Annotated in this window: 21 protein-coding genes; 10 read left to right on the forward strand and 11 right to left on the reverse strand. The window is 73.2% G+C overall.

Features of this window, described 5'->3' with window-relative positions; genetic code table 11:
- Positions 1-420: 420 nt before the first annotated feature.
- The 3 genes from ACIBG4_RS41575 to ACIBG4_RS41585 all read right to left on the reverse strand — a co-directional run bounded on the left by ACIBG4_RS41575 (position 421) and on the right by ACIBG4_RS41585 (position 3166).
- The gene (locus ACIBG4_RS41575; protein ID WP_310716307.1) at positions 421-1044 is read right to left on the reverse strand and encodes a histidine phosphatase family protein; all 624 of its coding nucleotides are present in this window, start codon (positions 1042-1044) and stop codon (positions 421-423) included.
- A 294-nt stretch (positions 1045-1338) separates the two neighbouring features.
- Positions 1339-1869 carry a YbhB/YbcL family Raf kinase inhibitor-like protein gene (locus ACIBG4_RS41580; RefSeq protein ID WP_310716305.1) on the reverse strand — a complete coding sequence of 177 codons (531 nt, stop codon included), beginning with the start codon at positions 1867-1869 and terminating at the stop codon, positions 1339-1341.
- 88 nt (positions 1870-1957) lie between these two features.
- Complete coding sequence (locus ACIBG4_RS41585; protein WP_310716303.1) at positions 1958-3166, reverse strand: ROK family protein; 1209 nt, start codon at positions 3164-3166, stop codon at positions 1958-1960.
- 158 nt (positions 3167-3324) lie between these two features.
- On the opposite strand from ACIBG4_RS41585, the gene ACIBG4_RS41590 reads away from it, so the two are divergent.
- The 5 genes from ACIBG4_RS41590 to ACIBG4_RS41610 are packed head-to-tail and all read left to right on the forward strand — an operon-like array spanning position 3325 to position 7843.
- Positions 3325-4356 (forward strand): substrate-binding domain-containing protein, encoded by a 1032-nt coding sequence (locus ACIBG4_RS41590; protein WP_397208087.1) that lies wholly within the window; start codon positions 3325-3327, stop codon positions 4354-4356.
- Positions 4357-4386: 30 nt separating this feature from the next.
- A complete protein-coding gene (locus tag ACIBG4_RS41595; protein WP_310716300.1) occupies positions 4387-5364 on the forward strand; it encodes an ABC transporter permease in 978 nt (325 codons plus the stop codon).
- Complete coding sequence (locus tag ACIBG4_RS41600; RefSeq protein WP_355444959.1) at positions 5361-6137, forward strand: ATP-binding cassette domain-containing protein; 777 nt, start codon at positions 5361-5363, stop codon at positions 6135-6137. Before ACIBG4_RS41595 ends, ACIBG4_RS41600 begins: the two co-directional genes overlap by 4 nt.
- Positions 6138-6170: 33 nt before the next feature.
- The gene (locus tag ACIBG4_RS41605; RefSeq protein WP_397208090.1) at positions 6171-7052 is read left to right on the forward strand and encodes a sugar phosphate isomerase/epimerase family protein; all 882 of its coding nucleotides are present in this window, start codon (positions 6171-6173) and stop codon (positions 7050-7052) included.
- Positions 7049-7843: a nucleoside/nucleotide kinase family protein gene (locus ACIBG4_RS41610; RefSeq protein WP_397208092.1), complete on the forward strand. Its 795-nt coding sequence runs from the start codon at positions 7049-7051 to the stop codon at positions 7841-7843. The genes ACIBG4_RS41605 and ACIBG4_RS41610 overlap by 4 nt, the downstream gene beginning before the upstream one ends.
- On the opposite strand, the gene ACIBG4_RS41615 is transcribed toward ACIBG4_RS41610, so the two are convergent.
- Positions 7833-9845 carry a HelD family protein gene (locus tag ACIBG4_RS41615; RefSeq protein ID WP_397208094.1) on the reverse strand — a complete coding sequence of 671 codons (2013 nt, stop codon included), beginning with the start codon at positions 9843-9845 and terminating at the stop codon, positions 7833-7835. The two genes, ACIBG4_RS41610 and ACIBG4_RS41615, sit on opposite strands and share 11 nt — an antisense overlap.
- Positions 9846-9962: 117 nt before the next feature.
- Here ACIBG4_RS41615 and ACIBG4_RS41620 point away from each other — a divergent pair, with 117 nt between their 5' ends.
- On the forward strand, positions 9963-10295 hold the full coding sequence (locus ACIBG4_RS41620; protein WP_397208096.1) for a hypothetical protein: 333 nt from the start codon (positions 9963-9965) through the stop codon (positions 10293-10295).
- Between the two features lie 237 nt (positions 10296-10532).
- Here the strand turns inward: ACIBG4_RS41620 and ACIBG4_RS41625 are convergent, their stop codons facing one another.
- From ACIBG4_RS41625 to ACIBG4_RS41645, 5 genes are all read right to left on the reverse strand, one after another.
- Positions 10533-12185, reverse strand: coding sequence for a DNA repair helicase XPB (locus ACIBG4_RS41625; protein WP_310716290.1), 1653 nt, complete (start codon positions 12183-12185; stop codon positions 10533-10535).
- Positions 12186-12256: 71 nt separating this feature from the next.
- On the reverse strand, positions 12257-12661 hold the full coding sequence (locus tag ACIBG4_RS41630; RefSeq protein WP_397208098.1) for a hypothetical protein: 405 nt from the start codon (positions 12659-12661) through the stop codon (positions 12257-12259).
- Positions 12662-12723: 62 nt separating this feature from the next.
- On the reverse strand, positions 12724-14202 hold the full coding sequence (locus ACIBG4_RS41635) for a class I adenylate-forming enzyme family protein (protein ID WP_397208100.1): 1479 nt from the start codon (positions 14200-14202) through the stop codon (positions 12724-12726).
- 93 nt (positions 14203-14295) lie between these two features.
- On the reverse strand, positions 14296-16710 hold the full coding sequence (locus ACIBG4_RS41640) for a helicase-associated domain-containing protein (RefSeq protein WP_397208102.1): 2415 nt from the start codon (positions 16708-16710) through the stop codon (positions 14296-14298).
- A 50-nt stretch (positions 16711-16760) separates the two neighbouring features.
- Positions 16761-17435, reverse strand: a complete 675-nt coding sequence (locus ACIBG4_RS41645) for a helix-turn-helix domain-containing protein (RefSeq protein ID WP_310716283.1) — start codon at positions 17433-17435, stop codon at positions 16761-16763.
- Between the two features lie 234 nt (positions 17436-17669).
- On the opposite strand from ACIBG4_RS41645, the gene ACIBG4_RS41650 reads away from it, so the two are divergent.
- Together ACIBG4_RS41650 and ACIBG4_RS41655 are read left to right on the forward strand one after the other, a co-directional pair.
- Entirely contained in the window at positions 17670-18287 is a 618-nt protein-coding gene (locus ACIBG4_RS41650) for an HAD family hydrolase (RefSeq protein WP_310716367.1), read from the forward strand.
- 92 nt (positions 18288-18379) lie between these two features.
- Positions 18380-18775 (forward strand): cold-shock protein, encoded by a 396-nt coding sequence (locus ACIBG4_RS41655; RefSeq protein WP_310716281.1) that lies wholly within the window; start codon positions 18380-18382, stop codon positions 18773-18775.
- A gap of 60 nt (positions 18776-18835) precedes the next feature.
- Here ACIBG4_RS41655 and ACIBG4_RS41660 read toward each other — a convergent pair whose 3' ends face one another.
- Positions 18836-20458 (reverse strand): MFS transporter, encoded by a 1623-nt coding sequence (locus tag ACIBG4_RS41660; RefSeq protein ID WP_397208104.1) that lies wholly within the window; start codon positions 20456-20458, stop codon positions 18836-18838.
- A gap of 245 nt (positions 20459-20703) precedes the next feature.
- Here ACIBG4_RS41660 and ACIBG4_RS41665 point away from each other — a divergent pair, with 245 nt between their 5' ends.
- Entirely contained in the window at positions 20704-21513 is an 810-nt protein-coding gene (locus tag ACIBG4_RS41665; protein ID WP_310716277.1) for a DUF3027 domain-containing protein, read from the forward strand.
- A gap of 104 nt (positions 21514-21617) precedes the next feature.
- On the forward strand, positions 21618-24794 hold the full coding sequence (locus ACIBG4_RS41670) for a sacsin N-terminal ATP-binding-like domain-containing protein (RefSeq protein ID WP_397208107.1): 3177 nt from the start codon (positions 21618-21620) through the stop codon (positions 24792-24794).
- A gap of 105 nt (positions 24795-24899) precedes the next feature.
- On the opposite strand, the gene ACIBG4_RS41675 is transcribed toward ACIBG4_RS41670, so the two are convergent.
- Positions 24900-25025: a hypothetical protein gene (locus tag ACIBG4_RS41675; RefSeq protein WP_397208109.1), complete on the reverse strand. Its 126-nt coding sequence runs from the start codon at positions 25023-25025 to the stop codon at positions 24900-24902.
- Positions 25026-25100: the final 75 nt, after the last annotated feature.

The raw sequence follows: 25100 nt of genomic DNA on the forward strand, positions 1-25100 counted from the left end.
CTCTTCCTCACCACCGAGGCCGTCATCGCCGAGAAGCCGGAGAAGAACCCCGCCGCTCCCGCCGGTATGCCCGGCGGCGGCGACATGGACTTCTAAGTCCTTCTCGCAGCACTCTCACGCAGCATCAAGGGCGGCCTGTCCAGCACTGGACGGGCCGCCCTCGCGCGTTCAGCGGTTGGCCGTCCGTGTGTCATGCACGGGCGGTTCCCATGACAGGCTTCCTTTGCCGGCGGTAGGTACGGACACCTCCCTCTATGTAGGGAAAACGCCGATCATTACCGGCTGCCGGGAAGGACAGGGGACCGCACATGACGTCGGGCCGGCCTCCGCGGCGCGGTGGAGCGGCGGACGGCTCCACCCGGGCGGGACGAGGCAGGGGGGCGTGTTCAGGAGCGCGGTTCGGGGAGGCAGGGGGGTTGCTCAGGGGCGCAGTTCGGGAGGGAAGCCGGTCCAGCGGAGCTCCTCCGGCAGATGCGCGGTGTCGTTGAAGAACAGCACCGACGCCGGCCTGCCCGGCGTGTACCTGATGAGGGTCAGCGCCGCGTTGCAGTGGTTGAGGCCGAACCAGCGCCACCGGGGCGCGTCGAGCGCGGCCCGCACGAGCCAGCCGATCAGGAAGGCGTGGGTCACGACCAGCTCGTGGCGGGGTTCGTCCCCCGCGACCGGGCCGGTGAACCGGTGGATCGCCGCCCGGGCCAGCGCCGCGCCGTGCGCGCGCTCCTCGTCGGTGACCTCAGCCAGGAAGCCGAGCACCCGATCGACCGCCTCCGGCGGCAGCTCGTCCTTCTCCGGCACGTGGGGGACGTAGTCACCCGCCTCCTCCGCCATCCGGACCGGCACCCCGTCCAGCCGCTCACCGACCAGTCCCGCGGTCTGCGCCGCCCGGGGCAGCGGCCCATGGTGGACGGCCGAGAGCGGCACATCGCGCAACCGCTCGCCCAGCAGCACCGCCTGGCGACGGCCGGCCACCGTCAGCTCGCTCTCGTCCGGCGAAGCCTCTCCGTGCCGGGCGAGGTAGAGAAAGCGTGTGGCCGTGGCTGTCATGGGGCGGAATCCTCCATAGGTGTGTCTGAGTCGCTGGTCGAACAGGACGGGCACCACGGAGGTGGCCCACGAGGCGCCGTCACGGCGCCTCGCCACGTGCGGGTCAGAGGCCGTCTTCCTGGAGGCCCTCGGCCACGGTCGGCGGGTGGCGGCCTGCCGGGCTTCGCCGTACAGGATGGGGGTCTTACCGGTTGTGCTGTGAAGACCGACCAAGGCCGTGAAGACCGACCAAGGCCGTGAAGACCGACCAAGGCCGTGAAGACCGACCAAGGCCGTGAAGGCGGTGAAGAGCGGTCAGACGCCGTAATGGGGGACGAGGTGGCCGCGGGCGAGCGTGTTGGCCGTGATGTTGAAGCCGACCACCGCCGGGCTGGCGTCCTCGCCCACCTCCAGGCTGTCCACGCTCAGCGCGTGGACCGTGTAGACGTAGCGGTGCGGGTCTCCCGGCGGGGGAGCGGCGCCGCCGTACTCCCTGGTGCCGTAGTCGTTGCGGGCGTGCCTGGCGCCCTGCGGCAGGCCCTTGAACTCCGGGCCCGTGCCGGCGCCCGTGGGCAGCTCCGTGACGGAGGCCGGGATGTCGAACAGCACCCAGTGCCAGAAGCCGCTGCCCGTCGGCGCGTCCGGGTCGTAGCAGGTGACGGCGTAGCTGCGCGTCCCGTCCGGCGCGCCGGACCAGCTCAGCGCGGGCGACAGGTTCTGGCCGGTCATGCCCCAGTCGTTGAAGACGTGAAGGTCTCCCAGCCTTTCGCCGTCGGTGATGTCGTCGCTGCGCACCTGGAGCGCGGGGACCGACGGCAGGTGTTCGTGCGGCAGAGGTGCGGGCACGGTGTCCTCCTTGCTTGGCGGCCTTGAGAGGTCTCTCCGGACATCCTAGAAGCGCCCGTCCCGCCCCGATCACCGCCGCGGGCCCCGGTCAGGTCGTGGCGCGGTCAACCAGCTCCTGCACCCGTTCGGGCGAGTAGATGCCGTCCACCAGGAGCTGGGCGAGCCCGAGCACCCCCGCGCGCGGGTCGAGGCCGCTGCGGACGATCTGCAGGTTGCGCGTGGCGAGCGGCAGCGACCGCCGGTAGACGATCTCCCGGATGCCGGCGAAGAGCTGCTCGTCGGTGTGGGCGAGCTGGCCGCAGACCGCGATGACCCGCGGGTTGAACAGGTTGACCATGTCGGCGATGGCGCCCCCGAGGATGCGGGCGGCCCGCCGGGCGAGCCGCACCGCGACCGGGTCGCCGCCGCGGATCAGGCGCACGGCGTCGTCCACGGTGGCGACCTCCCGGCCCTGCTCCCGCAGGTCGCGTACCAGGGCCCAGCCGCCGGCGTACGCCTCCAGGCAGCCGGTGTTGCCGCACCGGCACGCGGGCGGCTCGCTCACGTCGTCGACCGTGACGTGGATGTGGCCGACGTCGCCGGCCGCACCGTCGGCGCCCCGGTGCACCTGCCCGCCCGCGATCAGGCCGGTGCCCACGCCGGTGCCGATCTTGATCATGAGGAGGTGCGGGACGCCGGGGTAGCACAGGCGCTGCTCGCCGTACGCCATGGCGTTGACGTCCTTGTCGACGAGTACGGGGCAGGAGTACTGGCCGGCGAACCAGCCGGGGATGTCGAAGCGGTCCCAGCCGGTCATGATCGGTGGGCTGATCACCCGTCCGGACGTGAAGTCGACCGGCCCCGGCACGTCGAGCCCGATGCCGAGCACCGCGTCGGGCGTCTGACCGGCGTCGTCCAGGACCTCGGCGAACAGCTTGTCCACGATCGTGAGGATGCTCTGCGGGCCCGAGGTGACGTCGGCGCGGGCCTCCCGCTCGATGCGGACGTTGCCGCCGAGGTCGCACACGGCGGCCCGCAGCGCGGTGGCGCCGATGTCGGCGACGAGCAGCACGCCGCGCTCGCGGTTCACCACGAACTGGCCGGCCGGGCGGCCGCGCGTCCTCGCCTCCTCCGGGCCCGGCACCAGCAGGCCGGCGGCGAGCAGCCCGTCGAGGCGCTGGTTGACCGTGGTGCGCGAGAGGCCGGTCAGGCGCACCACGTCGGCCTTGGTCAGCCCGTCGGGCTCGTCGCGGAACAGGCCGAGGATCTCGCCGCTGCTCACCCCCATCCTCGGTGCGATGGGGCCTGTGGTCGTCATAGCACCACTGTAGCTATGACGGTGACTGCTCGTAAGTCAAGCATGTTTCGTCAGAAAAAGTCGAAAGAAGGGTTGCCAGGCGTCAGAAGCGGGGATTACGGTCTGGACATCTACGCGGAAAGGGACAACCGATGTATGCCAACGCCAGAGGCCGTCGCGTGGCGGCAGTCGGTGCGATCGCGGCCGCCGGCGCGCTCGTACTGGGATCGTGCGGCTCCGGCCCGGCCACCCGAACCGTGGTCGGCGACACGCAGGCCGCCGCCGAAGCCGAGCCTCAGAACATGGCCGCGGTCATCAAGGGCCTCGACAACCCGTTCTTCCAGACGATGAAGCAGGGCATCGACGACCAGGCCCACACCGCCGGGGTGTCCGTCACCGTGCAGGCCGCCAACGCCATCACCGACACCACCGGGCAGGCGGACAAGCTCAACGGCCTGGCCGGCCAGGACTTCTCCTGCTACATCGTCAACCCGATCTCCGGCACGAACCTCATCCAGGGCCTCGCCAAGCTGTCCGCGCTCAACAAGCCCATCGTCAACATCGACAGTCCCGTCGACCCGACGGCGGCCAAGAGCGCGAACGTCAAGCTCGCCACGTACGTCGGCACCGACAACAGGGCGGCCGGCAAGATGGCCGGGCAGCGGATGACCGAGCTGCTGCCCTCCGGCGGCCCGGTCGCGGCCATCGGCGGCATCGCCGGCGACGTGACCAGCGGCGCCCGGATCGAGGGCTTCCAGCAGGGCATCGGCCCGAACCTCAAGGTGGTGCAGACCGTCGCAGCCGACTGGGACCGGCAGACCGCCCTCACCGCCGCCACCAACGTGCTGCGGGCGCACCCGGACCTGGCGGGCTTCTTCGTCGCCAACGACGACATGGGGCTCGGCGTGTCCCGCGCCATCGCCGACGCGGGCAAGACCGGCAAGGTCAAGGTCATCAGCGTCGACGGCATCAAGGACGCGCTGGAGGCGGTCAAGGCGGGCACGCTGGACGGCACCGTCGCCCAGTACCCGTACACCATCGGGATGATGGGCGTCGAGGCGTGCCAGGCCGCGGTGAGCGGCAAGACGCTGCCCGCCGGCGTCGCGGCCCCGGTGGAGCTCGTCACCAAGGACAACGCCGCGCAGGCGCTCGCGTCCACGCCCAAGCCGTTCGGACCGTACAACGATCCGTTCAAGGCTCTCACCAAGTAGCCGCGACGCATCCGCGGAGGAGAGACCTTCATGACCAACACCACCACGCTGAGGGCCGGTGAAGGACAGAACTGGTCCCACCGGCTGAAGGACGCCGGGTTCTGGGCGGAATGGGCCGCCCTGGTCGGGCTGATCGTCCTGGTGATCGTCTTTCAGGCGCTCAACCCGACGTTCCTCAGCCCCGGCAACATCGCCTCGATGCTCGTGGCCGCGGCCATCCTCATCATCCTGGCGGTGGGGCAGACGTTCGTGATCGCCACCGCGGGCATCGACCTGTCGATCGCCTCCGTGATGACGCTCGGCGCGGTCGTCTTCGGCCAGGCGTACGCGGCCGGGCTGGGGATCGGGATGGCGTCGCTGCTGGCCGTGGTCGCCGCGGCGGTGGCCGGCGCCGTCAACGGGATCATCGTCGCCTGGGGGAAGATCGCGGACTTCATCGTGACCCTCGGCATGCTGTCGGCGGCCTCCGGGCTCGCCCTGATCCTGTCCGACGGCAAGCCGGTCACCGTCATCGACCCGCTGCTCCTGCGCCTGTCCACGAGCGGCATCGGGATCTTCGGCTGGTCGTTCGTCATCGCGCTGGTGGTCGCCGTGGTGGCGCACGTGGTGCTCTTCCACACCCGCTTCGGCACCCACCTGCTCGCCACCGGCGGCTCGCCCGAGTCGGCGACGGCCATGGGCATCAGCACCGCCCGCATCAAGATCGCCGTCTACCTGATCAGCGGCCTGCTCGCCGGGCTGGGCGCGATCCTGCTGGTCGGCCGGATCGGCGCGGCCGAGCCCGCCGCCAACACGGCCTTCCTGCTCAACTCGGTGGCCGCGGTGGTGCTCGGTGGGGTCAGCCTCTTCGGCGGCCGGGGCACCATCATCGGGCCGATCTTCGGCGCCCTGCTGCTGATCGCCCTGGTCAACGGGCTCACCCTGCTCGGCGTCTCGCAGTTCTACCAGCCGCTCGCCGTCGGCATCGTCGTGGTGCTGGCCGCGCTCCTCATGAGGTTCCAGAAATGACCGACCAGCAGCAGAACGGCCGGCCCCAGCCCGGCGTGCTCCTGTCCTGCGAGGACGTGTCCCTGTCCTTCGGCAACGTCCGAGCCCTCGTCGACGTCTCGCTCACGCTGCGGCCCGGCGAGATCACCGCGCTCGTCGGCGACAACGGCGCGGGCAAGTCGACGCTGGTCCGCTGCATCTCCGGCATCCACCGGCCGGACAGCGGAAGCATCGCCTTCGACGACCGCCTGACGGACTTCCACTCGCCGGAGGACGCCCGCGAGGCGGGGATCGAGACCGTCCACCAGAACCTGGCCCTCGTCGAGGACCTCACGGTGTGGCAGAACCTGTTCCTCAACCGCGAGCTCGTCCGCAAACTCGGCCCCGTCGCCGTGCTCGACCGGCGGGCCATGCAGTCCCGGGCCCGCGAGATGGTCTCGGCGCTCGCCGTCAACGTGCCGGCCGTCGGGTCGCGCGTCCGGCGGCTGTCCGGCGGGCAGCGCCAGGCCGTCGCCATCTGCCGGGCCGCCGGCTTCAGCTCCAAGCTCGTCATCATGGACGAGCCCACGGCGGCGCTCGGCGTCCAGGAGACGGCCCGCGTCGAGGAGCTCGTCTTCCGGCTGCGCGACGAGGGACACGCCGTACTGATCATCAGTCACAACTTCGCCCAGGTCATGCGGCTCAGCGAGCAGGTGTGGGTCATGCGCGCCGGCCGCTGCGTGGGCGGCCGGCGCACCGCCGAGACCACCGGCGAGGAGATCGTCGGCCTGGTCACCGGCGCGATCGGCTCCTGAGAACATCCACCGAACGAAAGAAGGCATGCTCCGATGGCCACCGACAACCCGGCCAACCCGATCGGCGTTCACGCCCTGGTATGGGTCGGCGACACGAGTCCAGCCTCGCTGGACCTCGCCATCGGCAAGACGAAGGCCGCCGGGTTCGACCTGCTGGAGATCTCCCTGCACGACTCGGCGAACCTCGACGTCGCGGCGGCGCGCGAGTCGCTGCGCTCCGCCGGCCTGGGCGTGGCCTGCTCGCGCGGCCTCGCCTTCGACGCCGACGTCTCCAGCGACGATCTCGCCGTGGTCGAACGCGGCGAGAAGCTGCTGCACGACTCCCTCGCCGTCACGCGCGGCCTCGGCGGCACCCACTTCACCGGCGCCCTCTACAGCGCGCTGGGCAAGTACGGCCACCCGCTGACCGAGGCGGGCCGCCGCAACGTGGTGTCGGTGCTGCGCCGCCTGGCCCAGGAGGCCGCCGAGGAGGGCATGACGCTCGGTCTGGAGATCTGCAACCGGTACGAGACCAACGTGGTCAACACCGCCCGCGACGCGCTCCGCCTGGCCGACGACATCGGCGAGGACAACGTGCTCATCCACCTCGACACGTACCACATGAACATCGAGGAGGAGGATCTCGTCCGGCCCGTCCACGAGGTCGGGGACCGGCTAGGTTACGTCCATGTGGGTGAGAACCATCGCGGCTACCTCGGGTCCGGGCACATCGACTTCACCGCGTTCTTCCACGCGCTGGGCGACATCGGCTACCAGGGGCCGATCACGTTCGAGTCGTTCTCCTCGGCGGTCGTGATGCGCGGCCTGTCCAACGACCTGGCCATCTGGCGCAACCTGTGGACGGACGGGGAGGACCTGGCCCGCCACGCCCGCGCGTTCATCGGCGGCCAGCTCCACGCGAGCCGCTCCCGATGACCCTCGACGACCTGGCGGACCGGGCCCGCTCCCTGGTCCGGGGCGGCGGACGCGCGCTGCTCGGCATCACCGGCGGGCCCGGAGCGGGCAAGTCGACGCTCGCCGAGCACCTGGTGAGCGCGCTGCGGCAGGCCCCGCCCGCCGGCCAGCCGGCCGAGTGGGTGGCGCACGTGCCGATGGACGGCTTCCACCTGGCCGACGTGGAGCTCGACCGGCTCGGGCGGCGCGACCGCAAGGGCGCTCCCGACACGTTCGACGCGGCCGGCTACGCGGCGCTGCTGCGCCGGCTGCGCGAGGACGAGGACGAGGTGGTCTACGCGCCCGCGTTCGAGCGGGACCTGGAGCAGCCGGTCGCGGGCAGCATCCCCGTGCCCCGGGCCGCCCGGCTCGTCATCACCGAGGGCAACTACCTGCTGCTCGACGAGGGCGACTGGGCGCGGGTGCGGCCCGGTCTGGACGAGGTGTGGTACTGCGCGCTCGACTCCACGGAGCGGGTGCGCCGGCTCGTCTCCCGCCACACGCGGTTCGGCAAGGAGCCGGAGGCGGCCGTGGCCTGGGTGATGGGGACCGACCAGCGCAACGCCGATCTGATCGCCACCACCCGTGACCGCGCGGACCTCGTCGTCCCCGACCGGCTGCTCCGCTCGATCGGCAGGGACCCGATCGGGAGCGACCCGATCGGGAGCGACCCGATCGGGAACGACCCGATCGGGAACGACCCGATCGGGAGCGACCCGATCAGGGCCGACTCGGTCGGCGACGACCCGGGCGGGGCCGGCCTCAGGCCGTGAGCTGCGCCGGCAGCGGCTTGCCGTGGACGACCGTCAACGAGGTGACCGCGCGGGTCAGCACCACGTACAGCCGTGCCAGCCCCCGCGGCTCCGCCTCCACGATGTCGGCCGGCTCCACCACGATCACGTGGTCGTACTCCAGACCCTTGGCCAGCGTCGCGGGCACCACCAGCAGCCGGTGCTCCTCGGTCGAGTCGGGCCCGAGGACGGCGTGGGCGAGGCCGGCTTCCGCCAGCGCTCCCGCCACCTCGGCCACCAGGGCATCGGGCGCGATGAGGCCGATCGACCCCTCGCGGCCGAGCGCGTCACGGACGGCCGTGACGAGGTCGCCGCCCTCCCGTACGCTCAGGGAGCCCGCGCCGGGACGCAGCGAGCGGGGCGCGGCCAGGCCGGGCGCGATGGAGGGCAGCAGGCGGGCGGCGTAGTCGAGCACCTCGCGAGGCACGCGGAAGCCGAGGGTCAGCTCCGTGACCTCGCCCTCCTGCCCGAGGTGCGCCAGCACGGCCTCCCACGTGGTGGCCGACCAGGGCGTGGTGCCCTGGGCCAGGTCGCCGAGGACGGTGGCCGAGCCGTTGCGGCAGCGGCGGCCGAGCGCGCGCAGCTGCATCTCCGACAGGTCCTGGGCCTCGTCCACGACCAGGTGGCCGAGCGACGGCGTGCGCTCCATGAGGTCGGCGAGCTCGTCGAGCAGCGCGGCGTCGGCCGCCGACCACTTCGCCGACTTCCATCCCCGGTACGGCTTGGGCCAGAGCAGCCGCTGCTGCTCCTCGGGCGACAGGTCGGCCTTGGCGGCGCGGGTCAGGAACTCCGGGTCGGACAGCAGCCGGAAGAGCACCTGCTCGGGCGTCAGCTTGGGCCAGACCGCGTCGACGAGCTGCCGCACCGGCTTGGAGCGCGCCACGGCGTCCTGCACCCGGTCGTCGGGCGACTCGCCCCGCTGCTCCATGCGGACCAGCACCTGGTGCGCGAGGCGCTGCGCCAGCGCGGCCCGGCCGGGCGCGTAGCGGGTCGTGCCGCGCAGGGAGGCGACGATCTCGCGGACCTCGTGGTCGGCCACCCGGAAGCGGTAGGCGCCCTTGGTGAAGACCACGCCCTCCTCGGGCTTGACGACGTGCAGCCACAGGGCGCGGTGGAGGACCTTGGCCATGCGCGCGTCGCCCTTGAGCGCCGCCACCTCGGGGGCCTCGGGGGCGGCGTGCTCGCCGAGCAGCCCGGCGACCGTCGTCTGGTCCACCTTGACCTCGCCGAGCGCGGGCAGCACGGAGGAGATGTAGGACAGGAACGCCCGGTTCGGCCCGACGATCATCACGCCGGACCGGGCCAGCCGCTCGCGGTGGGTGAACAGCAGGTAGGCGGCCCGGTGCAGGCCCACGGCCGTCTTCCCGGTGCCTGGCGCCCCCTGGACGCACACGGTCTGGGCCAGCGTGGAGCGGACGATCTCGTCCTGGTCGGGCTGGATCGTGGCGACGATGTCGCGCATCGGGCCGGTGCGCGGGCGCTCGATCTCGTCGGTGAGGATCCGGGACGGCCCGATCTCACGGCCCTCGGCCAGCGGCTCGTCCTCGTACGCGGTGAGCGCGCCGCCGTGGTAGCCGAAGCGGCGCCGCCGTACGACGCCCATGGGCTCGGCGGGACTGGCCTGGTAGAACGCGCGGGACACCGGCGCCCGCCAGTCGATGACGAGGGGGCGGCTGGTGCCGTCGTGGACGTGGCGGCGGCCGACGTAGATGGTGGAGGGCAGGTCGTCGCCGCCGGCGCGGTCGAGGCGGCCGAAGAACAGCGGAGTGTCGGGGTGGTCGGCCAGGGCGGCCACCCGCTGGTCGAGCAGGCCCTGGAGGACCTGCTGGGAGACCCAGTCGCCGGCCGCGTCGGCCGACAGGGACTGGGCATGGGTGCGCATCGCGCGCAGCGCGGTCCGTGACTCGGCCAGGTGGGCCTGCTCGGCGGCGAGCACGTCGGCGGGGGCGTCGGGTATGTCGGGGGCCAGCTGGTGTGCGGGCATGCGAAAGCGCCTCCCTGAGGAGCGTCGGCGGTGGTGGTCATGCAAGGTAGCGAGCCGGACAGTTTAGTGGGGGCTCCGGCATGCTTCCAATGGATTTACCCGGGGTAGGCACAGGGCGTGGGACGCGTTCAGCTTCGCTTCTCGCCGATCATCCCGACCATCGCCAGCTTCCTGCTGGCCGCGTTGTGGGGATTGTCGGTGTTCGCCGGTTGGGGCACGGAGGCGTTCTGCTCGGGCGGCCGGTCCGAGGTCTGCACGCAGCGGCTGGACGCGGTCTCGACGGTGTCGGGACTGTTCGCGGTCCTGGCGGCGTGCTGCACGGCCGGGGCGTGGCTGATCCCGACGACCAGGCGTGATTCGCACGCGTTCACCTGGCTCATGGGGGCGGGTGTGGCGGCCTGGATCGCCGCCGAGGGAGTGCTGTTCCTGGGCGGCATGCTGGCCGGGTAATCAACCTGGAAGAAGGCTGGCAAAACCAAGAAATTGGGACATATCAGGTGGGATTGCCCGATCATGGGGGTATGTCGCCAGCGGTTCGGCTACGGCGGCGGATCGCACGCAGAGGGGGGTGGTTCGATTGTCGACGGCCCGCGGAGTCTCGTGGACGTGACGGACACCGGTGCCCGGCCGCGCAGCGGCCGGGTCATCAGCCGGTGAGGCCGGTGAGGCCCCTGAGCCCGGTCAGCCTCACACCCCGCCCAGCACGTCGTCCGCGTCGATGATCTGGTACGCGTACCCCTGCTCGGCCAGGAACCTCTGGCGGTGCGCCGCGAACTCCTGGTCGACCGTGTCGCGGCTGACCACCGTGTAGAACCGCGCCCCGCCGCCGTCGGCCTTGGGCCGCAGCACCCGGCCGAGCCGCTGCGCCTCCTCCTGGCGCGAGCCGAACGTGCCCGACACCTGGATCGCCACCGCCGCCTCCGGCAGGTCGATCGAGAAGTTGGCCACCTTGGACACCACCAGCACCTGGATCTCCTTGTCGCGGAACGCCTGGTAGAGGCGCTCGCGCTCCTTGATCCTGGTCTCGCCCTTGATGACCGGCGCGTTGAGGTGCTCGCCCAGCTCGTCGAGCTGGTCGATGTACTGGCCGATGACCAGCACCTGCTCGCCCAGGTGACGGCGGACCAGCGCCTCGGTGACCCGCGTCTTGGACGGCGTCGTGGCGCAGAAGCGGTAGCGCTCCTCCGACTCGGCCATCGCGTACGCCAGCCGCTCCTCGTCGGAGAGCGTCACCCGCACCTCGACGCAGTCGGCCGGGGCGATCCAGCCCTGGTTCTCCATCTCCTTCCACGGCGCGTCGTAGCGCTTCGGCCCGATCAGGGAGAAGACGTCGCCCTCGCGGCCGTCCTCGCGCACGAGCGTCGCGGTCAGGCCGATGCGGCGGCGGGCCTGGAGGTCGGCGGTCATCCGGAAGATCGGCGCGGGCAGCAGGTGGACCTCGTCGTAGACGATCAGGCCCCAGTCGCGCGCGTCGAACAGCTCCAGGTGGCTGTAGACGCCCTTCCGGCGGGTCGTCATCACCTGGTAGGTGGCGATGGTGACCGGCCGGATCTCCTTCTTCGAGCCGGAGTACTCGCCGATCTCGTCCTCGGTGAGCGAGGTCCGCTTGATCAGCTCCTGCTTCCACTGGTGGGCGCTCACCGTGTTGGTGACCAGGATCAGCGTCGTGGCGCGGGCGTGGGCCATGGCCGCCGCGCCGACGATGGTCTTGCCGGCGCCGCAGGGCAGCACCACCACGCCGGAGCCGCCGTGCCAGAACGCGTCGGCCGCCTCCTGCTGGTAGGGCCGCAGGTTCCAGCCGTCCTGCGCCAGGTCGATCGGGTGGGCCTCGCCGTCCACGTAGCCGGCCAGGTCCTCGGCCGGCCAGCCGAGCTTGAGCAGCGCCTGCTTGACGTTGCCGCGGTCGCTCGGATGGACGGCCACCGAGTCGGCGCCGAGCCGCTCGCCCAGCATCGGCTGGATCTTCTTGGAGCGCAGCACCTCCTCCAGCACGGCCCGGTCGCTGGAGGTCAGGACCAGGCCGTGGACCGGGTCCTTCTCCAGGCGGAGCCGGCCGTACCTGGCCATGGTCTCCGCGACGTCGACCAGCAGCGCGTGGGGGACGGGGTAGCGGCTGTGGCTGATGAGGGCGTCGATCACCTGCTCGGCGTCGTGGCCCGCGGCTCGGGCGTTCCACAGCGCGAGCGGGGTGACGCGGTAGGTGTGCACGTGTTCGGGCGCGCGTTCGAGCTCGGCGAACGGCGCGATGGCCTTGCGGCACTCGTCGGCCTTGGCATGGTCGACTTCGAGCAGCAGAGTCTTGTCCGACTGGACGATGAGCGGGCCGTCGTTCACGGACATCCTTCCTCCGGTTGACGCCTATCCAACACATCCGGAGCCCGGAACAGTCCCCGAACGGCGAAAACCGCCGGTCAGTCGTCCAGGTAGCCGTTGACACCGAGGAGGACGAACACGCCGACGGCGAGCACGAAGCCGAGACCGAACAGGGTCCAGCTCCACGCGAGCATGCCGCGGGCACGGTGCGGCGGGGTGTCGGCGCGCAGCGCGAGCCCGGCCAGGATCGAGCCGGGGATGGCGAGGATGTTGCAGCAGGAGACGATCGACAGCAGGTTCAGGATGAGCGCGACGAGGGCGGCGGCGTTCACCCCGCCGCTCCGGGGCGGCGGCGGGCCGTAGTACGGGCCTGGGCCGTAACCGGGCGGGGGCTGCTGTCCGTAGGGGCCGCCGTACGGCTCGTACGGCGGATGCTGCCCGTACGGCTCGTACGGCGGGTGCGGCTCGTACGGCCGGTCGCCCGGCGGGCTCGGGTGGCTCATGTTCACCTCCTAGGAGGTCAACATCTATCACGACATGTCGGTCAGACCGCCGGGGAAGGCGATCAGGGAAGGCGGGCGCGCAGGGCCTTGCGGTCCAGCTTGAGCACGCTCGTCACCGGGACCGAGTCCACGAAGACGACCTCGCGCGGGTACTTGACCCGCCCGACCCGCTGCCGCGCCCATGCGATCAGCTCGGCGGCCGTCACCGTGGCGTCCGGCATGAGCTGCACGAACGCCACGACCTCCTCGCCCACGCGCGGGTCCGGGCGGCCGACCACGCCGGACATGACCACCTCGGGATGCTCGTTCAGCGCGGCCTCCACGTCCCGCGGGAAGACGTTGAACCCGCCCCGGATGATCAGATCCTTCTTCCGGTCCACGACGTAGAGGTAGCCGTCGTCGTCGACGCAGCCGATGTCGCCCGTGCGCAGCTCCCCGTCGGCCAGCGCGGTGCCGTCCGGATCGTGCGCGAGCTCTCCCCAGTAGCCCAGCATCAGCGACTCGCCGCGCACGCAGATCTCGCCCACGTCGCCGCACTCGACCTCCTCGCCGGAGGAGTCGCGGATCGCGATCTCGTAGCCGGCCAGCGGCAGGCCGACGCTGCCCGCCCGTCGCCGGCCCGGCGGGTTGAACGTGGTGACCGCGCTGGTCTCGGTCAGCCCGTAGCCCTCCAGGATCTGGGTGCCCGGCATCCGGCGCTCGAACTCCGCCAGCGCCTCGCGCCCCAGCGGGGCCGCCCCGCACGTGAGGAACTTGAGGTCGGGCAGCGGATGCGACTCCAGCGGCTCGGCCAGCAGCATGTGCAGCATCGCGGGGACGACCGTGCCGTACTGGACGCGCTGCTCGGCGGCCAGCGACAGGAACACCTTGGGGTCGAACCAGCGCATCAGCACCGCCTGCTGCGGCGTCGTCGCGTGCATCCAGGCGACCGTGACGATCAATCCGTACGCGTGGGAGAGCGGCACCGGCACGATGGCCCGGTCCAGGCCCTCCTGGTGGGACATCTCGAAGGCGTCCCTGGCCACCTGCCAGAGGCCGCGATGGCTGAGCATGACGCCCTTGGCCCTGCCGGTGGTGCCGCCCGTGTACATGAGCGCGGCCAGGTCGCCGGGCTCGCGCGGCACCGGCCCGTGCTCGTCCGCCTCCCGCAGCTCGGAGGTGTCGACGAACGTGCGGACGCCGACGCCGGCCTCCTCCACGGTGGTCAGCAGCTCGGGGGAGGTCACGATGGCGGAGGCGCCGCTGTCGGTCAGGATGTGCCGCAGCTCGGCGGCGCCCACCAGCGACACCACCGGCGTCACGACGGCGCCCGCCGCCCACAGCGCCTGGTAGATCACCGCCACGTCCGGCGAGTTGGCCATCATCACGGCGACCCGGTCGCCCGGCCTGATCCCCGCCTCGACGAACCCGCCGCAGACCCGCCGCGCCCGCTCGGCCAGCGCGTGACCGCGGTGCCAGACGCCGTCGTAGAACACCGCGTCGTGGTCGTCGAACCTGTTCCATGCCTCCTCGGCCAGCCGGCCCAGTGTCAGCTCACCCACGGCGCCTCCTCGCCTCGCCCGGCCGGGGGCGCGGTCTTTCGCACACTCACGGTCTCCAACCTCGCGCGATCATCGTCCCCGAGTCAAGGGTTGTCAGGACAGTCCGGCGACTCCGGTGATGCGGTGCAGGGCGAAGCGGTGCACGGCCGCCCTGGTCTCGTCGTACGCCGTCAGGTAGCCGCCCTCCATCCGGGCGGGTTCGAGAATGCGGGACGTGGCGTTGCCCTGCGAGTCGAGGTAACCGATCCATACGCGGACTCCCTGCTTGATGGCGTCCTGGAGGGCGGTGATGGTGGTCGTCGCCGGGCCGCGCGGGACCGTGCCGCCCGGCGCGGCGACCGGCTCGCGGCGGGACAGGTGCGCGGCGTCGCCGGCCCGCAGCGCGCGGACGGCCGCCCCCGCCACCTCGGGGTCGAGGCCGTTGGCGACCGGCACGGGCCGGGCCTGGGCCGGGCCCTCGCTGCGCCGGCCGTCGAGCCGGGAGACGATGACGTCGCCGTCCAGCGACTCGGCGACGGGCGCGTACCCCATGGCGCGCAGGGAGTCGACCAGCGCGGCCCGGGAGGTGCGCGAGGCGATGACCGTCGGCGCGAGCCGGCGCAGCCGCAGCGACGCGGAGCGGCGGTCGGCGGTGATCTGGTCGAGCAGGGCCGGGTCGTCGCACCGGACGTACGCGCCGGCTGTGCCCACCCGGATGCGGCCGTGGCGCCGCGCCACGTCGGCGACCAGGTACGACAGCGCCTGCGGCACCGGAGTGGCGGAGTGACGCTCCAGGGCGGCCAGCAGCTCGTCGGCGCCCTGCCCGGCGTCCAGCGCGCGCCGGACGGAGGCGTCGCTGAACCGGTAGACGGTCGCGCCGCCCTTGGACTCGACATCGGCGGCGAGCGTCATCCAGCGGTTGAGCTCGCTGGTCAGCGGGCCGGGCGCGACGGCGGTGAGGTCGGCCTGGAGGAGGACGTGGTCCACCGGCTCGGGCAGCAGCGGCGCGAGCACGGCGGCCGGATCGGCGGCAGCCTTGGCGGCCTTCCTGGCCCCCGGCTTGTCCGTCGCCTTGTCGGCCGCCTTGTCCGCGGTGGCGCCCTTCGGTGAGCCGGACAGCAGGGCGCGCCCGTGGACGGACAGCACGCCGAGACCGGTCACACCGATCTGCTCGGCCTCGCGCAGCGCGAACTCGACGAGCTGCTCCCGCAGCGGCCCCCGGCGGCGCGGCTGCTCCCAGGCCAGCCGGTCGAGCACCGACTCCCGCGTGGGTGCCAGGCCGGGCGCCGTGGCGAGCACGCCGAGCGCCGCCGCCCGCACCACCGGCGCGGCCGTCCTGCGCAGGTCGGGATGGAGGGCGTTGAGCGGCCGGTCCCGCTCGTCGCGCTCCCCGACCAGGCCGGGCAGGCGGTCCATGTGCAGCCACGTGAGCGCGAGCGTCACCCACCGGTCGGCCGTCGGCCGCACCCGCCACAGGTCGTAGCCGGTGGTCGGCAGCCATTCCCCGTCCACGCCGCCGCCGGTGGCGACGAGCCCCGCCGCGTGCGCGACCTCCACGGCCAGCGCCGCCGTCCACTCGGGCACGTCCAGCTCCGTCGCGGCGCGTTTCATGTCGCGGACGCCGAGCCCGCCGGTGCGCAGCACGCCGGGCGGCGCGACGCTCCAGCGCTCGCACAGCTCCTCGACCACCCGGACGAACGTGAACGCCTGCCCGGCCGCGGTGCGGTCGGCCAGCTCCTGGTCGCGTGCCGTCCCCTCCAGGGCGGGCGGCGTGGCGAGCAGGTCGCGGTGGATCCGGCCGCCGCGCAGGTGCAGGCCCACCTCGCGGGGCAGCGTCACGCTCTCCTCGCCGGTGGCGGCCAGCAGCCCGCGGGCCAGCAGCTCCTCGATGGGGGAGCGGGCCGACTCGACGCGCACCTCGCGGCGGGCGTTGGGCACCCGTCCCGTCGCCGGGCCCCAGGCGAGCTGGTCGAGCGCCGCACGGGCCTCGCCGGAGACCTCCTCGACGAGCTTGCCCGGCTCGGCGAGCGCCACGGCCAGCCGGTCCTTGCCCGTGCCGGTGGTGCCGGGGGCGATGTCGTCGGCCAGCTCGCCGAGCTGCTCGGGCGGGTGGTGCCGGAAGACCTCGGCGACGGGCGGCCCCAGGCCGGCCGGGTCGTCGAGCGCCTTGCGCACGCCGGGTGCCAGGTCGAGCGCGCCGTCGGTGCCGTACACGAGGGCGAGGTCGCGCAGCCGGTCGAGCGCGGCGCTCAGCGCCGGCTCGGGCCTGCCGGCGGCCAGCGCGCGGCCGAGCAGGTCGCGCAGCGCCTCCTTCGGCACCGGCCCGTCCTGTACGGCCAGCGTCTCGACGACGGCCAGGGTGAAGCGGTCGAGGCGGTCGAGGGCCCTGCCGATGGCCGAGGGGCTGCCGGCCCGCGCGGCGAGGCCCTCCAGATGAGCGGGGACGGGAGTGATCAGCTCGGGGCGCGCGGACACGAGCGCCCGCAGCTGCTCGTCGCTGCGGCCCCTGATCCACTCCGTGAACTCCATCGATGCCATGGTATGTCCCCCTGATCGGGGTGCCGGGGCCGCGCGGGCGCTCAGCGGCGGATCGCGGGACCTGGCACGAGGCCCATGGCCAGGCACACCCAGGCCGCGACGAACTGGTCCTTGTCGGTGTGACCCGGCGCGTCGCCCACCGTCTCCTGGAACATCCGGTAGTGGACCACGGCGCCGCCGAGCACGGCCGCGACGCCGCTCCAGTCGACGTCCGCCTCGCCGTACTCCGGTTGCGTGCGGAACCACGTGGTGATGGCGTCGAACATCGGCTGCAGCAGCCCCTCACGCACGACCGCCACCAGCTCGGGGAACTGGCTGAGGTCGCGGAAGAAGACCCGGGTCAGCTCCGACTCCTCGCGCACCTTGGCCAGCCCGGCGCGGCACAGCCGCGACAGCCGTGCCTCCAGGTCGACGGACCCCTCCATGTCGCCCAGCACCGCCAGGCTCTCGGCCACCTGGGTGCGGGTGCGCGCGGCGTGCTCGTTGATCGCCGCGGCGAGCACCTCGTACTTGGACCTGAAGTGACGGTACAGCCCGCCCGCGCCGGGGGAGAGCCCCGAGGCGGCCTCGATCTCGGCCACCGACGTCGCGGCGTAGCCGCGCTCGGCGAACAGGCGCAGGGCCTCGTCGATGATCCGCTCGCGCGTGCTCACGGCGGGGCGCGTCCCGGTCCTGGCGGGCCCGCTCCCGGCCGAGGCGGCTGGCGATCTGGTCATGTCCTCGGTGACACCTCCGGTGAGGAGCGTAGTTCGCGATAGGGAGCGTAGTCGCGGTGAGGAGTGCGGTCATCACGGCGGGTCGCGGCCGGTCCGGCCCGACGGCGGCTTCCCCGGGCGCGCGTAAGCGGTCGTCGCTCCGATAAGTCAATGGCGTTTCCGCCCATTCCTCACCGTCGCACAACAAGGGCGGTTGTGGGGAACTCTGCGGCGTTTGGCATCCTGCAGCGTGTGATGACTTCGGTGGGTTTCGATCTGGATCTGACATTGGCGGATACGCGTTCAGGTATCGCGGCCGTCTACGACGAGGTGTCGGCGCGGCTGGGCGTGCCGATCGACAGTGACGCCATCGTCACCCGGCTCGGGCCGCCCCTGGAGACGGAGCTGGCGAACTGGTTCCCGGCGGAGGAGATCCCGGCCGTGGCGACGCTGTTCCGGGAGATCTATCCGGAGGTGGCCGTGCCCATGACGACCACCATGGACGGGGCGGCGGAGGCGATCGAGGCCGTGCGGGCCCGCGGGGGCCGGGTCATCGTCGTGACCGGCAAGAACGTCCATGACGCGGTGCGCACGGTCACCTCGCTCGGGTTCGAGGTGGACGAGGTCGTGGGGTCGGTGTTCGGGGCCGCCAAGGGAACGGCTCTCGCGCGCTTCGGCGCCGCCGCCTATGTTGGTGACCATGTCGCCGACATCGAGGCCGCGCGGGCGGGCGGGGCCGTCAGCGTGACGGTCGCGACGGGCCCCTACACGGTGGAGGAGCTGCGTGATCACGGAGCCGATGTGGCGCTGGGAGACCTGACCGAATTCGCCGCCTGGTTCGCGGGCTGGCGCCCCCAGGACGAACTCGTGTAATTGCTCCGTGAATTACCCGGTCGCCCAGGCGCGCTCGGGGGCATAACCTACATCCATTCATCCTTTACGACAGCTCGAACGAGGTCCCTCCTGTGCCGAGTGGCAAGGTCAAGTGGTACGACGCCGACAAGGGGTTCGGCTTCCTCACCCGTGACGACGGCGGTGAGGTGTTCGTGCATTCCTCCGCACTGCCCGCCGGCGCCGGGCCGCTCAAGCCCGGCCAGAAGGTGGAGTTCGGCGTGGCGGAGGGGCGGCGCGGCCAACAGGCGCTCTCGGTCAGGATCCTCGAACAGCCGCCCACGCTCGCCAAGGCCAAGCCGAAGGGCAAGCGGAAGAAGCCGGACGAGATGGTCGTCATCGTCGAGGACCTGATCAAGCTGCTCGACGGCGTCTCGACCTCGTACCAGCGGGGCAAGCACCCCGACGCGGCCCACGCCAAGAAGCTCGCGCAGGTGCTGCGGGCGGTGGCCGACGACCTCGACGACTGAGCCGCGTCAGGCGTGGGGGCCGCGTCAGGTGTCGGGGCCGTGTCAGGTGTTGGGGCCGTGTCAGGCGTTGGGGTTGGTCAGTGGCTTGGTGCGCTCCAGGGTGGTGTCCAGATCGGCGTGCCCGGAGCGACCGGGCCGCCGATGAGGCTGGGCCGGCTCGGCGCCGGGCTGTTCGTCCGTCCGCGGGTCGGTCCCGCCGCCCGTCTCGGCGCTGATCCGTTCGTCCACCGTCCGTAGTCTGCGGCCCCGTCGTACGGCCAGCCAGCCAAGTGTGGCGGTCAGCACGGCGCCCAGCGTCGCGAGCCCCGCCACGCTGCTCTCCGTCAGGGAGAGCAGCAGCCCGACCAGGCCGCCGAACACCCACGCGAGCTGAAGCAGCGCCTCGACCACCCCGAACGTCGACGAGCGCACCTCCTCGCCGATCTCCCGCTGCACGATCGCGTCGAGGGCCAGCTTGCCCAGCTCCTGGGCGAACGCCGTGACCAGCGAGATCGCCACGGCGGTCCACAGGCCGAACAGGACGGCGCTCACGATCGTGGTGACGCTGGTGACGGCCAGCGTGATGAGCACGATCACCTGGGGCGAGTGCCGTCGCGCCCAGTTGGCGGCGACCGCGCCGAGCAGGCCGCCGAGCCCGGCCGCCGCCGCGAGCAGCGCGATCGTCTTCGGCACGTCGAAGAACGGGTCCCGCCCGCCCAGCCACGGCACGCCGCCGTCCTGCACGAGGAAGAGCAGGAAGAACAGCAGGAAGCCGGAGAACAGCCGGATCGCCACGTTCGCCCAGACCGACTCGGCCACGGCCGGGCCCACCTGGAGCAGCGTGCGCCACTTCGGCGCGCGGCCCTGCCCGCCGCCCTCCTCCTCCACCTCCTCCAGGTCGGGCGAGTCGACGTGCCGCGGCAGCCGTACCGCCGAGACCCCCGCGAGGAGGAACACCACCATGGCGACGCGCAGCACCGCGGCGCTGCCCAGCCAGGCGGACAAACCCGCGCCGACGGGCACCAGCGCGCCCGCCGAGACCAGCGAGAACAGCGCGACCCGGGCGTTGGCCGACACCAGCGTGATGTCGGCGGGCAGCACGCTCGGCATGATCGCCGCGCGTGACACGTTGTACGCCTTGGAGAGCACGAGCACCCCGAGCGCCCCGCCGAACAGCGTCACCACGTCGCCCGGCCCCACGGCGGCGGCCATCGCGAAGCACAGCAGGCCGCGCCCGAACAGCGTGCCGGCCATGACGTAACGCCGCCCCGACCGGAAGCGGTCGAGGATGGGTCCGACGAACGGCGCGAGCAGCGCGAACGGCAGCATCGTGATGACCAGGTACAGCGCCACGGGCCCCCGCGCCTCGCCGACCGGCACCCCGAAGAACACCGTGCTGGCCAGCGCGACCGTGACCAGCGCGTCGCCCGCGCTGTGGCCCGCGGTCAGCTCGATCAGGCGGCCGAGCCCCGTGCGGCCCGCCCCGCCCGCGTGGGTGAGGCGGCGGGTGGCGCGCCCGGCCCCGCGCACACCGCCGACGGTGGTCAGGCCCGCGAGCCTGACGCCGCGGCCGGTCGCCCTGGCGGCCCTGCCGGTGCCGGAGGCGGTGGCCCGCCCGGCGCGTACGGTCGCGCGGCCGGCGCCGGCCATCCCGCGGCCGACGCGCCGCGAGACCCGCCGCGCCCTGTCCCACCCACCCTCCACGGTTACCAGTCTTACCCGATGGACACCCGCTGCCGGGCGATCACGGTTCACCGTTGGCCCTTCGCGGGGTCTTCGCCCGCTATCGACATCTTTTGCGGAATTTCGCACTAGGGACGAATAGGGACCGGATTCGCCTTTCCCGTGGCAGGAGCGGGCGGGGAGATCGGCACAGTCGGCACCTTCAGGTCCGGTCATGGGTGAGAATGAAGTGTGAGCGAACAGCACCTTTCGGCGGAGGCGGTCCGATGAGCCGGACCCGGACCCGCGTCTCCGCCCCCGACCAGGCCTGCGTCGCCGCGGTCGACCTGGCGCGCGCCGCCGCGGAGGAGCTCGCGCGGCCGGGCGAGCCCGGCGAGCACCTCGGCCACGAGGCCGAGGGCGACCGCGTCGTCACTCACTACTTCGCCTGCCTCGACCGGGCCTACCGCGGCTGGCGCTGGGCGGTCACGGTCACCCGCGCCTCCCGCGCGAAGAAGGTCACGGTCAGCGAGGCGGTCCTGCTGCCCGGCTCGGGCGCCCTGCTGGCGCCCGAGTGGCTGCCGTGGAGCGAGCGCCTGCGCCCGGGCGACCTCGGCGTGGGCGACCTGCTGCCGACCCCGGAGGACGACGACCGGCTGGCGCCGGGTTTCACCGAGACCGACGAAGACGTAGACCGCCAGATGGTTTTCGAGTACGGCCTGGGCCGGGCACGTGTGCTCTCGGCCGTCGGCAAGGACCGGGCTGCCAGACGCTGGCACTCGGGCGAGCACGGGCCGCACACTCCGATCGCACACGCCGCTCCCGCGCAGTGCTCCACCTGCGGCTTCTACTGGCTGCTCGCGGGCGGGCTCCGGGAGATGTTCGGGGTCTGCGCCAATGAGTACGCCCCCGACGACGGCAAGGTGGTGGCCGCCGACCACGGCTGCGGCGCCCACTCCGAGGCGGCGGTCATGCCGCCGCCGGTCGAGCAGGCCACCCCGATCCTCGACGACCTCGGGTACGACCTGATCGAGGAGGACCGGGCCGAGCAGGGGTCGGTGGACGAGCTGGCCTCCGAGGAGCTGGGCCACTCCTGAGCCCGTCCGGCGGTCGCGACTCCGTGATCGCCGACGGGGCCGGGAGTGTCGGTGAGGGCCGCTAACCTACGGTGGCCCCCTACTCCCAATCAGGATCGTGATCAATGACCGACACCTTCGGCACCGACCGGATGCGGGCCGCCGTGCTCGCCGCCTGGACGGCCTCGCCCGCCCGATTCCGCGAGGACGCCAACGCCGAGGAGGACTTCGCCCTCGGCGGCTACCGCGACCGGCTGATCGTGGAGCTCGCCCAGAACGCCGCCGACGCGGCCCTGCGCGCGGGCGTGCCCGGGGTGCTGCGGCTGACCCTGCGCGACGGCGTGCTGACCGCCGCCAACACCGGTGCGCCGCTCGACGCCACCGGCGTGGAGAGCCTGTCGACGCTGCGCGTGTCCGGCAAGCGGGGCGAGGCGGGCACGGCGGGCCGGTTCGGCGTCGGGTTCGCCGCGGTGGTGTCGGTGTGCGACGAGCCGTCCGTCGGCTCCCGCGACGCGGGCACGGTCCGCTGGTCGCGTACGGAGACGGCCGCGCTGGTGTCCGAGGTGCCCGCGCTCGCCGTGGAGCTGGCCTCCCGCTCCGGCCACGTGCCGCTGCTGCGCCTGCCGTTCACCGCCGCCCCGCTGGAGGTGCCGGAGGGCTTCGACACGCTCGTACGGCTCCCGCTGCGCGACGAGGCGGCGGTCGCGGCGGTGCGGCGCATGCTGGAGGAGACCAGCCCGGCGCTGCCGCTGGGCATGCCCGCGCTGACGGCCATCGAGATCGACCTCGACGGCCAGGTCCGCACGGTGGCCGCCGACGGGTGGCACGTGGTGTCGGAGTCGGGCGAGTTCGGGCCGGAGCAGGTCGCCGAGCTGTTCGGCGACCGCCCCACCGAGGAGCGCGCCCGGCCGTACTGGTCGGTCCGCTGGGCCGTCCCGGTGACGGGCGCGGGCGCCGTCGCGTCGATGGGCGCGGGCGCCGCGCCGGCGGGCGCGGGCGGCGTGGAGGGCGACGCCGGGGGCGGGGAGCCGGGACGGCTGCCCGCGACCGTGCCTCCCGTGGTCCACGCGCCGACGCCCAGCGACGAGCCGCTCGACCTGCCGGCGCTGCTCATCGCGTCGTTCCCGATGGCCACCGACCGGCGCCACGTCGCCAAGGGGCCGCTGACCGACTTCCTGGTGGAGCGCGCCGCCGACGCCTACGTCCGGCTGCTGCGGGAGCTGCCGCGCACGCCGAAGCTGCTCGACCTCGTCCCCGCCCTCATGGGCAAGGGCGAGCTCGACGCCCGCATCCGGCGCGCCATCCTGCGCAGGCTCCCCGGCACGCCGCTGCTGCCCGCCCTGTCGGCGCCCGCGCCGGCCGTGCAGACGCCGTCGTTCGCCGACGCCGAGGTGTACGAGCCGGACGCCGAGTGGCGGGTCGAGCATCCGGCGCCGGAGCGCCAGGGCGACGGCTGGGTGGTCGCGGGCCGCGAGGCGGCCGTGGTGGCGGGCTCCGGCGAGCTGCTGGCCGCCGTCGCCGACTTCGTGCCGGGCCTGCTGCCCGCGGGCTGGCCCGCCCGGCACCCGGCCATGGCCTCGCTCGGGGTGCGCCGGGTCGAGCTGGCCGAGGTCGTCGACCTGCTGTCGGGCGAGGCCGTCGAGGGGCGCGAGCCGTCGTGGTGGCGCTCGCTGTACGACGTGCTGCCCGCCGACGACCCCGAGTCGCTCGGCGCGCTGCCCGTGCCGCTGGCCGACGGCCGCCTGGTCCGCGGCCCGCGCGGCACCCTCATCCTCCACCTCGACCTCGCCACGGCCGGAGGCGGCGCCACAGCGGGAGGCGCCGCCACAGCCGGAGGCGGCGCCGGAGCCGCGGCCGGGCGGACGGGGCTGGACCTCACGCCGCTCGGGCTGCGCATCGTGCATCCCGAGGCCGCTCACCCGGTGCTGCTGCGCCTCGGCGCGGCCGAGGCCACGCCGCGCACCGTCCTGGAGGACCCGCTCACCAAGGCGGCCGTCTCCCAGTCGCTCGACACCCCCGACCCCGAGCCCGTGGCCCGGGCGGTGCTGTCGCTCGTCGAGGCGGCCGGCCTGGCGCCCGGCGAGGCTCCGTGGCTGGCCGAGCTGGCGCTGCCGGGCACGGACGGCGAGCTGTACGCCGCGGGCGAGCTCATGCTGGCCGACGGCGCGCTGGCCCGGCTCGTCGAGCCCGGCGGCCACCTGGGCGTGGCGGCGGCCGAGCTGGAGGAGACCTACGGCTCGCGCGTGCTGGCCGCCGCCGGAGTGCTCGACGGGTTCGCCGTGGTCCACGACTCCGACGTGCTGCTCGACCACGACGAATGCGACCACGACCTCGACGGCGAGGACGACTGGCTCGACCACGTGATCGACCTGCTGCCCGACCTCGACGTGCCGCCCGTCGTGGCGGAGTTCACGGCGGTGCGCGACCTGGAGCTGGTCGCCGACTGGCCCGCCGCGCTCACGCTGCTGGCCAGGCCGCCGCTGCGGGCCGCGCTGCACCCGCTGCGCGTCGAGGGCGTCGAGGTGCCGTCCTACACCGCGTGGTGGCTGTCCAACCACCCGGTGCTCGACGGGCGCCGGCCGCGCGAGCTGCGGCTGCCCGGCGCCGACCCGCTGCTCCAGGGGCTGTACGCCGACGCTCCGGCCGGGCTCGACGAGGGCGCGCTGGCCATGCTCGGCGTGCGCACCACGCTGGCCGAGCTGCTCGCCTCCCACGGCGGTCCGGAGGAGCTGCTCGACCTGATGGCCGACGAGTCCGTCGAGGTCGATCGGGCCCAGCTCCGGGCGCTGTGGATGGCCCTGGCGGCGGTCGACCCGGCGCGGGTGGCGCCGCCCTCCCACGTGCGGGCGGTGCTGCGCGGTGACATCGTGGTGGCCGCGGCCGACGACGCCGTCGTGGTGGAGGCGCCCGACCTGCTCCAGCTCGTCGTGGAGCGCCCGCTGGTGCTGGCCCCGTACGACCTGGCCGAGGCGCTGTCGGAGCTGCTCGACCTGCCGCTGGCGGGCGAGCTCGCCACCGGCGAGGTCACCTCCGAGGGCGAGACCCGGCCGGTGCCGCCCGAGGTGCGCTCCCTGCTGCCCACGGCGCCCGCCACGTACGTGGAGCACGAGAAGCTCCTCGTCGACGGGGTGGCCTGCACGTGGCGGTTCTTCGAGGGCATGGTCCACTGCACGGGGGTCGAGGGGCTGGCGCGCGGGCTGGCCTGGGCGACGGGGCAGTGGAACGACCGCCTCGCGGTCGCCGCCCTCCTCCGCGACCCGTCCGCCGTCCCCCTCCTGCTCGCCGAGGCCGACCTGTCCTGACATCTCCGGCGCTTCCGGCCCGCCCGGCCGGAAGCGCCCCGGCCCGGCCTCCCCGGCGTAGCGGCCACCCTGGGCGGTGCACCCGTACCAGTTGTGGACCGGCCGCTACATCAGGAGGACTGCGACGATCGGGCACGTCTGGATGACCAGGCCCACCGCGGCGACCTTCGACCACAAGGGTGCGGCGGGGGTGCCGAACCAGGTCATGGCGGCGTACGCGATCTTGCTCATCGGCGCAGCCAAGCACAGCGACGCGCCGCATATGCGTGGATCGGCCGATGAGCGCGGGGTGCGTGCTCATCGGCC

It is taken from the genome of Nonomuraea sp. NPDC050383, from assembly GCF_044459125.1.
Taxonomy (GTDB): Bacteria; Actinomycetota; Actinomycetes; order Streptosporangiales; family Streptosporangiaceae; genus Nonomuraea.